This is a genomic window from Salinivirga sp. (genome assembly GCF_055145285.1).
In genome coordinates this window covers 1-12,983 of sequence record NZ_JBSRDC010000038.1, presented here as the reverse complement: position 1 = coordinate 12,983, position 12,983 = coordinate 1, and the positions used below count along the sequence as shown (strand labels likewise).

Sequence of the window (12,983 nt, the reverse complement as noted above, 5' to 3'; positions counted from 1 at the left end):
ACTTTTCTTGTTGTTTCTTACTTGATTGTTAATCAGTATTTAATGATTTTTCTCTCATAGGTTTATAAACAAATGGTTTAAAAACCATAAATTGAAAAACCACCATCTACAGCGATGGTCTGTCCTGTGATGTATCCGGCTCCGGGTGAACACAGAAATTCTACTACAGAAGCTACTTCTTCGGGTTTGCCTACGCGATTCATCGGTGTGCGACTGAGTACTTCATTTTTGTATTGTTCTTCTTTCAGTACCTGTTTGGCCAATGGCGTGGCTATGTACCAGGGCGCGATGGCATTCACTCGTATGCCATCTTCGGCCCATTCTGCAGCCAGGTTTTTAGTCAATTGGTTCATCGCTGCTTTGCTCATGGCATAGAGGGCTCCTGTCCGTAAATGGGTGAGTCCGGCTACTGAACTCATGAAAACTACATTGCCCTGAACAGATTTTTTCAGCAAAGGGTATAGCATTCGGGTCAGTTCATAAGCTGATCGCAGGTTGGTATTGATAATTTGTTCAAATTCACCTTCTTCTACCTCTTTTACAGGTTTACGAATATTGGTGCCGGCATTGTTGACGAGTATATCCAGTTTCCCGAACTTGTTTTCAACGAAGCTTGTGAGTTCTTTTATACTTTCTATTTGTGCCATATCAGCTGCAAAAGGAATTGTTTCTCCTTCTATTTGGTTGGCTGCAACTTGCAGGTTTTCCTGGTTTCGGGCCACCATGATTACCTGGGCACCATTGTTGGCCAAAAGTGTGGCTGTAGCCAGTCCGATGCCACGGCTGGCACCTGTAATAAGTATAGTTTTATTGTTGAAGTGGGGTGTCATAAGTGCTTTTTAAGTTGAAGATAATAAAAAATATTGCTCAATACATCCAATAAGTTAGTATGTGGTTTTGATGGGGAGTTTTGTAAATATTCAAAATGGTTATAAAATTTCATAGTGTCTACAGCTTTTTAAATAAGCTGATCAATAAGGAACTGTTGTAAGAGTTGGTTGAACTGTGCCGGGTTTTCGAGTTGCGGGCAGTGTCCTGCATTGTCTATGAGTTGAACTTTGCCGCGCCAAAGTGTTGGAATTTCCAGTCTGTCGAAGTATGTGCGTTTAAGCGTCTGGTCGTATCTTCCCTGTAGAATGGCTATCGGTTTTTTCATTTGGCGGATGTTTTCTGCTTCATCGCTCAGGTTGGCTGAATCTGATGAAGATGCACCGAGAATGGGGCGCATAGCCGAGTCTGCTTTTTTTATGCTATCTGTGATAACTTTGGGGGTTCCCGTATTTTTTTTAATTAGCGTGTTAGCCAATTCTATGATTTCCTCAGCGTTAAGTTTTGCCTGGAAGGTGAGCGAATAAGATGGGTGGTCGTAATGAATATGCTCCATTTGTAGAGGCTTGGTAAGCGGTGGGGTGCCAAAAATAACCAATGCCTTTGCTCTTTGACTAATTTGAGGCCATGCACCCATGAGCATGTGTCCACCCATGGAGTGTCCTACCATTACAGCGTTAGTTATGTTAAGGGCGTCTAACCAACTGACCATAATTTGTGTAAACCCGTCTAAGGTATAGAATATCTCGGGTTCTTTTGCGGGCTTGCTTTCACCATGCCCGGGCATGTCGGGGGCGAGCAGCCTGTGTTTTTTAAATTCCTGTGATGTAAATTGTTGCTTAAATGTTGCTGCTGATAGCGAGTTCCCATGTAAGAACACAATTGGGTCCCCTTTGGCCTCATTATCCTGATATGCAATGGGTAGGTTATGGAGTTGAATAAATTTTTTCATATGCTGTTTATTTGCAGGTTGGTACCAGATTTATTTTTTACATAACAGTCGGGTTTTAGTTTTTTCATCAAATAAATTCCAGTCTAAATTAATCAAAATAACATTGTGCGGCAAATTTAATTACTTGTCGTTTAGTGAACTGTAATGTAATGTTAAATTTTTGGGAGTAATCGACAGTGATATGGAACTGTCAATAATATTGAAATAAGTTGCTTGTTGTTGATTTCTGCTCGCAGTGAATTGGTTGGTTATTTTCATACTTTGCTTCGATTGTAGTTATGCAGGTAATTGATTAAATCTGTTGATGGAAAAAGAAATTACCTTACCTTTACTTATATTTACCAAATCTCGCGTTATGAAATGGTTTAGTGGGCAATTGATAATATGATTGTTTATGTCTTATGTAACGACTTGATTATTTTCTGATTCATTATTATCTGTTTAGCTTTATGCTTAATAAGATGTAAAAAACGAAGCGTATCGGTTTTACTTAGCGTTAATGTTTTTAGATGGCAGCAAAGGTCCATAAGTGACAAAGTAAATATCTGAAGGTGTTAAAAAGTTTCGGTCAAACGATTAAAATCCTGATTAAGCATTATTTGGTTGTTGTAATCGGCTTAAATGGAAAAGCTTGAGTAAGTAAAGTGTTATAAATTTTATTGAACATTGAGATATACAGACCTTGATAAAATCGAAAGAACTGAACTAATAAGGCATATTGTTAGTCGTATACCTTTTGTAATCAGCTTGTTAGCTTTGCTTGTTTTAGTTGTTGATATTGGGTTCTCACCCTCAGAGAATTACAGGTTAACACTTAATTATATATATGTTGCAGCCATAATAGTAGCATCATTTTCAATAGTTCTAAGATATGTGTTTCGTAAAAAACAATTACGCCGAAAGGTTGTAATTATTGACCTCGTATTGTTTTTAGGCTTTGGTATTGTTGTGGTCCACGTGTTTCAAATATTGACTTTTGATTTTGTAAATACTGCTGCATGGATTAAAATTGCGATGATGTTGGCATTTTTAAGGGAGTTTTCTGCATTACATATCAAAGTAAACCAAGAACTGACTCCAGCCCGTTTGTTTGTTTACAGTTTTATAACCATTATTATTATAGGTACCATACTTCTAATGCTACCAAAAGCTACTCATAATGAAATTTCGTTCATTGATGCCTTGTTCACTTCAACAAGTGCGGTGTGTGTTACAGGGCTTATAGTTGTAGATACCGGTACGTTTTTCACCCCAACCGGACAAATTATTATTATGATGCTCATACAAGCAGGTGGCTTGGGTATTATGACATTCACCAGTTATTTCAGTTATTTTTTTAAAGGAGGGGCATCGTTTTACAGCCAACTTGCACTAAAAGAAATGACTAACACTGAAAAAGTAGCTGATGTGTTCAAGACACTGAAAAAAATTCTTTTAATTACGTTCATTATTGAGGGAATTGGATTTGCATTAATCTATTTTAATGGACAAAGTGAAGGAGGTGCAGATGCTTTCTTTGCTGTGTTTCATGCCATATCAGCATTTTGTAATGCTGGTTTTTCTACCCTTTCCAATAGTCTGTTTGAAACTGGATTTCAGTTTAATTATGCTTTACATATGATCATTGCCTTTTTGTTTATTCTCGGCGGTATCGGGTTTCCAATATTATTTAATATCTATGCCTATTTCAAATATTTGTTTGTACGCAGGTTACTTGCATATACGAAAAGCAAACCCTATCGATATAAACCCGGTGTAATTAGTATTAATACAAGGCTTGTTTTTTTAACCACACTATTATTAATTGTTTTAGGAACGGTACTCTTTTATATCTTTGAGTTTAACAACACACTTGCCGATCACGAGGGTTTCGGAAAGATAGTTACAGCTTTTTTTGGAGCTGTTACACCCCGCACAGCAGGTTTTAATACAGTAAATACAGGTGCGCTAACTGGTTCCACGCTGTTACTGGTCATTGGTTTGATGTGGATAGGTGCTTCACCCGGTTCAACAGGTGGTGGAATAAAAACCAGCACTTTTGCAATTAGCTTGCTCAACATTCTGAGCATAGCTAGAGGTAAGAAAAGACTCGAAGTTTATAGAAGAGAAGTCTCACCTGATTCAGTAAACCGGGCATCTGCTATTGTAATGCTTTCATTGGTAGTAATTGGTATTTCCATTTTTTTTCTTACTTATATTGAAGAAGATAAGGCATTGCTATCATTGATTTTTGAAGCAGTAAGCGCATTTAGTACAGTTGGTTTGAGTATGGGCGTAACCGGTGAATTACAAAATGCCAGTAAAATTGTATTGGTTTTAACTATGTTTGTTGGCCGCATCAGTATGCTGACCATTTTAATTGCTTTTTTAAAAAATGTTAATTTTGTAAAATATCGGTATCCTACTGAAGATATATTAATTAATTAAATACGAGCTATGAAATTTATCATTATAGGGTTGGGTGTATTCGGGACCTCACTGGCAGAAAAGTTAACATCAACAGGCCATGAAGTAATTGGGGTGGATAAAGATATGAACAAGGTAGAAATGTTAAAAGAAAATATAACGCACACTATTTGTCTCGACAGCCAGGACCCACTTGCGACTAAGTCCTTACCCCTAAGGGATACCGATATTGTTATAGTATGTATTGGTGAAGATGAAGGTGCCAATATTATGGCTACGGCGCTCATGAAAAAAATGCATGTAAAAAGATTGGTCAGCAGGGCAATTACCCCCCTCCATCAAACAGTCCTGGAGGCTATGGGTGTGGAAGAAATTATTCAACCAGAAGCAGAAACAGCGGAAAGGTGGACAAAAAAGCTCACTATGAAAGGTATTGTAGATTCTTTTGTTTTATCATCTGAGTATGGAATTATTGAAGCCGAAGTACCTGAGGAATTCCATAATAGGCCCCTTTTAGAAATAGATTTAACAAAAAAATACGGTATTTTGGTTTTGACCATCATTAAAAAAACAGATAAGAAGAATTTTCTTGGCAAAGATATTTCCCAAATGATGATACAAGGACTTGCTACCCCGGAGACAATTATTAAAGATGGCGATATTGTGGTTATGTTTGGTAAAATGCACAACATCAAGAAACTTATAGGTCAATAAAGATGCGGGATTTCTGGGCACTACCAAAATTTCAGCTACTCTTATTTCAAGCTCATTCATAAAAAATGCCGGGGTGTTTCTACCCCGGCATTTTTTTGAGATTGAAGAAAGTTATTGCAATTTCGCTTTAACTATTTCAGAGATAAGTTTGCCGTCGGCCCGGCCGGCCATGTGTTTGTTGGCCATGCCCATTACTTTACCCATGTCTTTCATAGATGAAGCGCCGGTTTCAGAGATTATTTTGTCAATTTCGGCTTTTATTTCATCTTCTGATAACGGTTCTGGCAAAAATTCTTTGATGATGTTTGCTTCAAAAATTTCTTTTTCGGCCAGTTCTTCCCGGCCTTCTTTTTTGTATATCTCAGCTGAATCTTCACGCTGCTTGACAAGTTTCTGCAGCATTTTCATTTCAGTGGCTTCGTCGATTTCATCCCCTCCGCCTGCTTTTGTTTTTTCTTGCAATATTGCATTCTTGATTGCCCGTATGGCTTCAAGTTTCGGTTTGTCTTTGGCCTTCATGGCCTCTTTCATTTTTTGGGTTATATCTTTTTCGAGACTCATTGTTTTGGTTTTTTATGATTAGAAAATAATGGTCGAATTTAAAGGTCGGTTATCACTAATCTACATTATTGTTTAAATATGAATTATCCGGGTTAATTTCCGGTCCATCCTCATCGTCGCTCAGTGTGTAACGAGAAATTTCTTCACTATCGTCTGTGGACTTGTTGCCTGACAGCTTGGTTTTGCGCCTGACATAAGCGGGTACAGCTTCCAGTTCTTCGAGTTTTTTGCTGTCCCAAAGTGTTTCTGATGTTTTTCTTTCTCCGCCGTCTGAATCCTGCTTTTTTTCATGTTCTCCGGTTGCGGGAACGAATGCAATTTCGTCGTCGTCTCTTGGCGCAACATCGTCCATTTCCAGCACATGTTCTTCTTTCTGTTCCGAATCGGTTATTTGCTCATCTTGTTCTTCTTCGTATGTTTCATCTTCAGGGTCAGCTTTTAAAGTTACCTTTTCGATTCTGTCGGCTCTTTTCGCATATATTTCAGGTATAACATCAGTGTCGAAGCCAGTTGCTATAACCGTTACGGCAACTTTGTCACCCAATTGGGCATCGGCACTTAGTCCCCATATAACATCTGCATTCTGGCCGGCTTCATCCTGGGCATAATCTGTAATTTGACCAATTTCGTCCATGGTAACTTCTTCTGCCCCTGAGGTGATGTGTAATAACATGTTTTTGGAGCCGTGAATATCATTATTGTTGAGCAGGGGAGAAGTAAGTGCTTTTTGTATTGCTTTTACTGCACGGTCTTCGCCTTCGGCCGTAGCTCTTCCCATAAGTGCTACTCCACTTTTATGCATCACAGTAAACACATCTTCGAAATCTACATTGACGACTCCTTCAACGGTGATAATTTCTGCAATACCTTTTGCCGCCGTGGCCAGTATATCGTCTGCATGGCTAAAGGCTTTTAGGGCCGATGAGTCACCATAAATTTCCCTTAATTTTTCATTATTGATAACCAGCAATGAATCCACATGTTCTTTCATGCGCTCAATACCCTCGATGGCCTGGTTAATGCGTCGTTTACCTTCAAAAAGAAATGGGATGGTTACAATACCGATGGTGAGAATGCCTTTTTTTTGTGCTTCTTCTGCTATTACAGGAGCTGCACCTGTTCCTGTTCCACCACCCATTCCGGCTGTAATAAATACCATTTTGGTGTTAGACGCCAATATTTCGCTCAAATGTTCAAGGCTCTCAATGGCTGCCTGGCGCCCTTTATCTGGTTTGCTTCCTGCTCCGCGACCTCCGGTAAGAGATTCTCCTAATTGTACCTTTACAGGCACCGGGCTTTTGGCTAAATCCTGAGCGTCGGTATTACAGACCACAAAATCTACTTCGTTAATGCCTTGTTCATACATGTAGTTTACGGCATTGCCACCACCTCCTCCAACACCAATAACCTTAATTATGGATGATCGGTTTTGTGGTAAATCAAACTGCATCAAATTATCATCGTTCATAAACCGGTTGTTTCAGGTTCTACATTTGTGTGTCGTCCAAATCAAATAAGTCGCCAAAAAGTGTTTTGACTTTATTTTTTATGTTTTTTCCGTTTTTTTGTTGCGGATTGTCTTGTTTGCTTGCTGTCTTTTCTGTCTTTTCTTCATTGACCTGTGGCTCAAACTCAAACAGGTTATTGGCTTCTTTTTTGGGGGTTTTGCCATTCATGTCATCATGACCTTCCATAATAAGTCCAATGGCAGTTGCCAGAGAAGGGTCATGTACAATTTCGCTGGATTCACCCGTGGCTGCCACCCGTGGCTTGCCTATTCTGGCCATTTGCCCTGTTTTATAAGACATCAATTGTGGTAAGGTCTTTAACATGGCCCCGCCGCCAGTTACAACAATTCCTGCTCCAAGATTACCTCCCAGGTTGTTAGAATCAAGGTGGTAGATTACCTGTTCAATGATTTCTTCCATTCTGGCCTGAATGATGCCGGCAAGGTGTACAAAAGAAATTTCTTTATTTGGCATACCATTGATTCCGGGGATTTTAACTACTTTGCTCTTGTCGCTACTATTGACAAGTGCTCTGCCAAATTCCTTTTTTAACTTTTCAGCATAGCGCCATACAATTTTACACCCTTCTTTAATATCGCTGGTAACGGAAAAACCACCCAGGGGAATTACGGCAGTATGCACAATGCGTTTGTCCCGATAAACTGCCAAATCAGTTGTGCCACCTCCTATGTCTATCATAGCCACACCGGCTTCAAGTTCATCTTCACTCAAAACTGCCCTTGAAGAGGCCAATGGCTCCATGATGAGTTTTTTTACTTTCAGACCAACGCGGGTAACACATTTCTTTATATTATTCGCAGCACTTATTTTTCCAATTACTACATGGAAATTGCCTTCCAAACGTTTTCCCGCAACCCCTATGGGGTTTTCGACACCCACGGCATCATCTACAGTGTAGCCCTGTGGAAGCACATGTATGATTTCTTCCCCCATGTTTACCGCAGTATTATACATTTGGTCCAGAAGTTCTTTTGTATGGGTTTCTGTGATTTCTTCTTCGTCAGAGGCCAATTGAATATAGCCGCTCGTGCGTTGCGAACGTATATGAGCTCCTGCTATTCCTACATATACTTCTTGTATTTTAAGTCCAGCTTTTGTTTCTGCTTCTTCAACTGCCGCCTGAATGCTGCGCACGGTTTCTTCTATGTTCAATACTTCGCCTCTGCGTACGCCTTTAGAGTCATGACGACCTACTCCGAGAATTTCAAATTTTCCACTGTCGGTCTTTCTGCCAATAATTGCTACAATTTTGGTAGTGCCGATGTCAATTGCCGATATGATGCTGTTCTTTTGTGCCATTAATACCTATCTTTTTGTACAAACAACCTGATTTTTATACTTGAGATTTATACGGCTGTATTTATTCCAGCCTAAATTACTAAAACCTTTATAATATATTACTTTGAGTTTGAAAAATTTATTCAACAAATCATCAACAGTTCCAAATTCTATAGTATGCGTGCCTACTTTTGGAATTAGTTCAAATTCATCTTGCTTTACAAATATTTGTTCTATCTGTCTCTTTAACAGGCTATCCTGATTAATGTAAGATGCCATCTTATAAATTTCATCAAGCATAATATTTTCTGCTCCTTTGATGTGAACCAGTGAGTCAATTGTAATGTTTCCGTTTCCGGGGAGTTTTTGGTAAATATCGCCTGAAGCCACAAGCACCCTGTCAGTGTAATTTGGAGATAAAGGTAGCAGAGACCCGTTTTTGCCGATATAATAACTTTGTCCGCCCTGGGTTACTATGCGTGCAATTGGCTCTTTTTGAGTGAGGTCGATGTGGAAGTTTCCGTAAATATCTGCCCATGCACATACATTGGCTGCCAATGGCATGTTTGTTTTTACAACGCGTTCCACTTCATCAGCGGGTATGTTATATACCGGATAACCCCAAATTTTAAGTTCCATTGTTTTTAAAAGGCTAACGACTTCCTGAGGTTCTATGAAACCCAGTTTTGCGCTGTCTTTAATATTGATATTTACATTTTCACACAGCACACCATTCATTTTGCCGGAGACCAGGCTCAATGTCACTATTATGTACAACACAATTCCTACAAGACTAATATGTTTGCGAATCCAATTCACGTTAAATGTTTATTTAAAGTTTTTTTTATATCATCTACCATAAAGCCAATATCGCCGGCACCCATGCTAATGAAAATCTCAGGCGCGTTTTCTTCGAGGGCTTCAATGAGTTCTGCTTTTGAGACTAATTGATGCTTGCTTTTTGACAGGTGGTTGCTGATTATTTTGCTGCTTACACCGTCAATGGGTTTTTCTCTGGCCGGATATATGGGTAGCAAATAAATGTAATTTGCCAGGCTTAGTGCTTTTGTAAATTCTGTGTGAAAATCTTTAGTACGGCTGTATAAATGTGGTTGAAATGCTACCGTAACTTTTTTGCCGGGAAAAGCATGCCTTGCAGAGTCAATGCAGGCCTCAATTTCTGCAGGGTGATGTGCATAGTCATCAATATAAATAATTTCTTTATTGGTGTGTATCTGAAAACGGCGCTCTACGCCTTTTAATGTAGCCAGTCCATTACGGAGCTCTTGTTCTTCTATGCCAGCCTCTATTGCCAGGGCTGCTGCTGCCACCGCGTTTTCGAAGTTGTATGAACCGGGTAGCTTGATTTTTAAATTCTGGAAAACACCTTTTGGGGTAGCAAGGTCAAAGTTATATGCGCCATCGCTATAGTTGGTATTTATGGCCTGGTAGTCAGCTTTTTCTGTTGTGCTGTAGCTGATGGCCTGATGTGGCCAGTCAATTTTTTGCAGAATCTTTTTTTGTACTATGAGTACACCTGTATTGTTTATGGTTTTTTGTGCGAATTCTTTAAACGCATTTTCAATCTGCATAAATGAACCATAAATATCGAGGTGGTCGGCATCTACGCTGGTAATTAAAGCAATTTTGGGATTAAGATGTAAAAAAGAACGGTCATATTCATCTGCTTCTATTACTGTGTATGCAGCTTTTTTGTCAAAAAGCAGGTTGCTTTGATAATTGGCGGATATTCCTCCGAGAAAAGCATTGCATTTTAATTTGCTTTGATAGAGGAGGTGGGCGGTAAATGTAGATATGCTTGTTTTTCCGTGTGTGCCGGCTATGGCAATACTTTGGTATTGCTGTGTAATTTTTCCAAGTAAGGCAGCCCGCTTTACCACTTCAAATGAGTGTGACCTAAAATAGGTGAGTATTTTATTTTCTTCGGGAATGGCAGGTGTGTAGACTACTAATACGTTTTCTTTTTTGAGCATGTTTTTGGGTATGCGCTCAATGTTGTCATCGTAAGTGATTGTAATACCTTCGTTTTCCAAATTGTGAGTCAATGTAGTGGATGTAAGGTCGTAGCCGGCAACCGTATGCTGCTGAAGCTTGAAATACCGTGCCAGGGCGCTCATGCCAATACCGCCTATTCCAACAAAAAATATTTGTTTTTTATGCATCATTCTACACCTGCTAATTTTAGTATTTCTTTTGCAATTTTTTCATCTGCGTCGGTTCGTGCAAAGGTTTTTAATTGTGTTTGCATGAGTTCAGCAACCTTCTGGTCTTCTATTATTGGTTTAAGTTTTTCGGGTAGTTTTTGAGCAGCTTCATTATCGGGCAATAAAACTGCTGCACCTTTATCTGCCAATGCTTTTGCATTGTGCGTCTGGTGGTCTTCAGCCACGTTCGGGCTTGGAATTAATATGGACGGCAGGCCTACTACGCATAATTCAGATATGGTTCCTGCACCTGCCCGCGCAATAACCACATTGGCGCAACCATATGCAAAATTCATGTTTTCGATGAACTTTGTCAGATGTATGTGGTCGGAAACCTGGTACCCTAATCGGCTTGTGAATTCTTTAAAATAAAGGCTTCCGCATTGCCACAGGAGCTGAATCCCGTTTTCTTCGAAAAATGAGAGGTTTTTATACACGGCTTCGTTTAAGGAGCGTGCACCCTGGCTGCCACCTGTGACCAATACGGTGGGCTTGTCCGGATTGAATCCGAAGTTATGACAGGCCTCTTTTTTTGATTCTGAGATGTTGAGGAGTGCTGAGCGGATAGGATTTCCTGTAAAAACAATCTTTTCGGCAGGGAAATATTTATCCATGTTGTCGTATGCTACACAAATTTTGCTTGCTTTTTTTGCCAGCATTCTGTTTGTTATACCTGCATAACTGTTTTGTTCCTGTAGGACATAGGGTATGTTTTTTTTGCCGGCTACGCGTAAAACAGGCCCACTTGCATAGCCACCAAACCCGGCTGCCACATCAGGTTCAAAGTCTTTTACAATTCGCCTGGCACGTCGCATTGCTTTTATAAGCATTTTAAAGAAAGTAATGATTTTCAAGGATGGTTTGCGTGGAAATCCCATGACCGGCAGTCCTGTGATAGGATAACCGGCAGCAGGAACTTTTTGCATTTCCATTTTACCTTCGGCTCCCACAAACTGAATCTCAGATTCGGGATGCAATTCCTTAATTTTGCTGGCTGTGGCCAACGCCGGGAATATATGTCCGCCGGTTCCTCCGGCACTTATCATTACTTTAATCTTCGTCATAACCTGTTTCGTTTTGGTTAATATCTCTGAGCTCTTCTTCCTCAGGCTCTGGTGGGGGTGCTTGCTTTTTCTCTTTTTGCAGGCTCCGGCTTACACTGAGTATTATGCCCATTTGTATACTTGATATAAGCATTGAAGTACCTCCCATGCTGACAAAAGGTAACGTTTGCCCGGTAACAGGTAATATGCCAACACTTACGGCCATATGTACGAAGGCTTGTATAACCATAAGTATCATCATGCCTGCCACAAGGAGGGCCGGGCCAACCCTGTTGGAGCGTTTTACAATAGCAGCTGTGCGGTAAAAAAGTATCAGGTAAAGGAAAATAATTATGATGGCACCTGCCAAACCGGTTTCTTCTACAATGATTGCAAAAATGAAATCTGAAAACGGATTTGGTAAAATGTTTCTCTGAACGCTATGTCCCAATCCCTTCCCAACAAATCCTCCGCTGGCAATTGCAATTTTGGCCTGGTTTGATTGAAAATTGCCTCCTTCGTCTTTGTCGATAAAATTTTCGATTCTGCTTTTCCATGTGCCTACCCGGCTTTCGGTGTCCGAAACCATTACAATGAGTACAAAGAAACTCATGGCAACTACCCCTATTCCAATTAACCCGAAAATATATTTGAGTTTTACTCTGCCAATATACATGAGTACAATTGCGCTCAAAAACAATAGTGCTGCCGAAGAGAAGTCGGCAGGTAATATGAGGGCGCAAATAATAAGGACGGGTATTACGAGTCGTTGAAAACCTTTTTTGTAGTCGTCGATAACTTGCTGGCGCGATGCAATAAGTGTTGCGAGGTACATCATAAGTGCCAGCTTTGCAAAATCAGATGTCTGGAATGACAAGTTGAGAAGGGGTACAGTTATCCATCTGCTGGCCTGATTCAGATTGATTCCACCTACCATTGTGTAAAGCAGTAGTGGCACTGCCAGATAGAAAAAGAGTTTGGATAGTCTTAGGATTGTGGTATATCGAATTAGATGGACAAAATACATTACACCGAGGCTTAATAGCATAAACACAAAATGGCGTAACAGGAAATGTTGCGTATTGCCCTCGAACTGCTTATATGCCAGTGTTCCTGTTGAACTATAAACAGCTAATAGGGAGAAAATACCCAGAATGAATACAATAATCCAGATACCCCGGTCGCCTTGTAATATGTCAAATAGTCCACGTTTCATCCGTTTATTTTTAATTTTCAATGGTCGGAACCTGTCCCGATGACCAATCGGGAAGAAGCTCGACATGTAAAAGTAAATATTGGTCCGTCACCATTTTTTATTTCTTTATATGGGGTATCCGATCAACACCCGTGATTTTCGTTAATAATTTTATCATATGTTAAAGGCTCTGCAATAACAGCCTGTTCAAGTAACCGCATAAACAATAAACCTCTACTATTTGATGTTCTC

At 39.8% G+C, this 12,983-nt stretch carries 11 protein-coding genes and 1 pseudogene; 2 read left to right on the top strand and 10 right to left on the bottom strand.

The annotated features are described in order from the left end of the window. Positions 1-77 precede the first annotated feature (77 nt). Positions 78-830 (bottom strand): SDR family oxidoreductase, encoded by a 753-nt coding sequence (locus tag ACTB0Y_RS07330; RefSeq protein WP_463206162.1) that lies wholly within the window; start codon positions 828-830, stop codon positions 78-80. A gap of 128 nt (positions 831-958) precedes the next feature. Continuing rightward, positions 959-1,780, bottom strand: a complete 822-nt coding sequence (locus ACTB0Y_RS07325) for an alpha/beta fold hydrolase (RefSeq protein ID WP_463206161.1) — start codon at positions 1,778-1,780, stop codon at positions 959-961. Between the two features lie 666 nt (positions 1,781-2,446). On the opposite strand from ACTB0Y_RS07325, the gene ACTB0Y_RS07320 reads away from it, so the two are divergent. After that, positions 2,447-4,207 carry a TrkH family potassium uptake protein gene (locus ACTB0Y_RS07320; RefSeq protein WP_463206160.1) on the top strand — a complete coding sequence of 587 codons (1,761 nt, stop codon included), beginning with the start codon at positions 2,447-2,449 and terminating at the stop codon, positions 4,205-4,207. Between the two features lie 9 nt (positions 4,208-4,216). After that, complete coding sequence (locus ACTB0Y_RS07315; protein WP_463206159.1) at positions 4,217-4,900, top strand: potassium channel family protein; 684 nt, start codon at positions 4,217-4,219, stop codon at positions 4,898-4,900. A 111-nt stretch (positions 4,901-5,011) separates the two neighbouring features. Here ACTB0Y_RS07315 and ACTB0Y_RS07310 read toward each other — a convergent pair whose 3' ends face one another. The 8 genes and pseudogenes from ACTB0Y_RS07310 to ACTB0Y_RS07275 all read right to left on the bottom strand — a co-directional run. Then, positions 5,012-5,461: a GatB/YqeY domain-containing protein gene (locus ACTB0Y_RS07310; RefSeq protein ID WP_463206158.1), complete on the bottom strand. Its 450-nt coding sequence runs from the start codon at positions 5,459-5,461 to the stop codon at positions 5,012-5,014. 55 nt (positions 5,462-5,516) lie between these two features. After that, positions 5,517-6,929 (bottom strand): cell division protein FtsZ, encoded by a 1,413-nt coding sequence (gene ftsZ, locus ACTB0Y_RS07305; RefSeq protein WP_463206157.1) that lies wholly within the window; start codon positions 6,927-6,929, stop codon positions 5,517-5,519. A gap of 19 nt (positions 6,930-6,948) precedes the next feature. Beyond that, positions 6,949-8,289 (bottom strand): cell division protein FtsA, encoded by a 1,341-nt coding sequence (ftsA, locus tag ACTB0Y_RS07300; protein ID WP_463206156.1) that lies wholly within the window; start codon positions 8,287-8,289, stop codon positions 6,949-6,951. A 6-nt stretch (positions 8,290-8,295) separates the two neighbouring features. Then, positions 8,296-9,087 (bottom strand): cell division protein FtsQ/DivIB, encoded by a 792-nt coding sequence (locus tag ACTB0Y_RS07295; protein WP_463206155.1) that lies wholly within the window; start codon positions 9,085-9,087, stop codon positions 8,296-8,298. Further along, positions 9,084-10,454 carry a UDP-N-acetylmuramate--L-alanine ligase gene (murC, locus tag ACTB0Y_RS07290; RefSeq protein ID WP_463206154.1) on the bottom strand — a complete coding sequence of 457 codons (1,371 nt, stop codon included), beginning with the start codon at positions 10,452-10,454 and terminating at the stop codon, positions 9,084-9,086. Before murC ends, ACTB0Y_RS07295 begins: the two co-directional genes overlap by 4 nt. After that, entirely contained in the window at positions 10,451-11,557 is a 1,107-nt protein-coding gene (gene murG / locus ACTB0Y_RS07285; RefSeq protein WP_463206153.1) for an undecaprenyldiphospho-muramoylpentapeptide beta-N-acetylglucosaminyltransferase, read from the bottom strand. Before murG ends, murC begins: the two co-directional genes overlap by 4 nt. Then, positions 11,544-12,752, bottom strand: coding sequence for an FtsW/RodA/SpoVE family cell cycle protein (locus tag ACTB0Y_RS07280; protein WP_463206152.1), 1,209 nt, complete (start codon positions 12,750-12,752; stop codon positions 11,544-11,546). The genes murG and ACTB0Y_RS07280 overlap by 14 nt, the downstream gene beginning before the upstream one ends. 122 nt (positions 12,753-12,874) lie before the next feature. Beyond that, positions 12,875-12,983, bottom strand: a pseudogene (locus tag ACTB0Y_RS07275) (IS1595 family transposase); the annotation flags it as partial.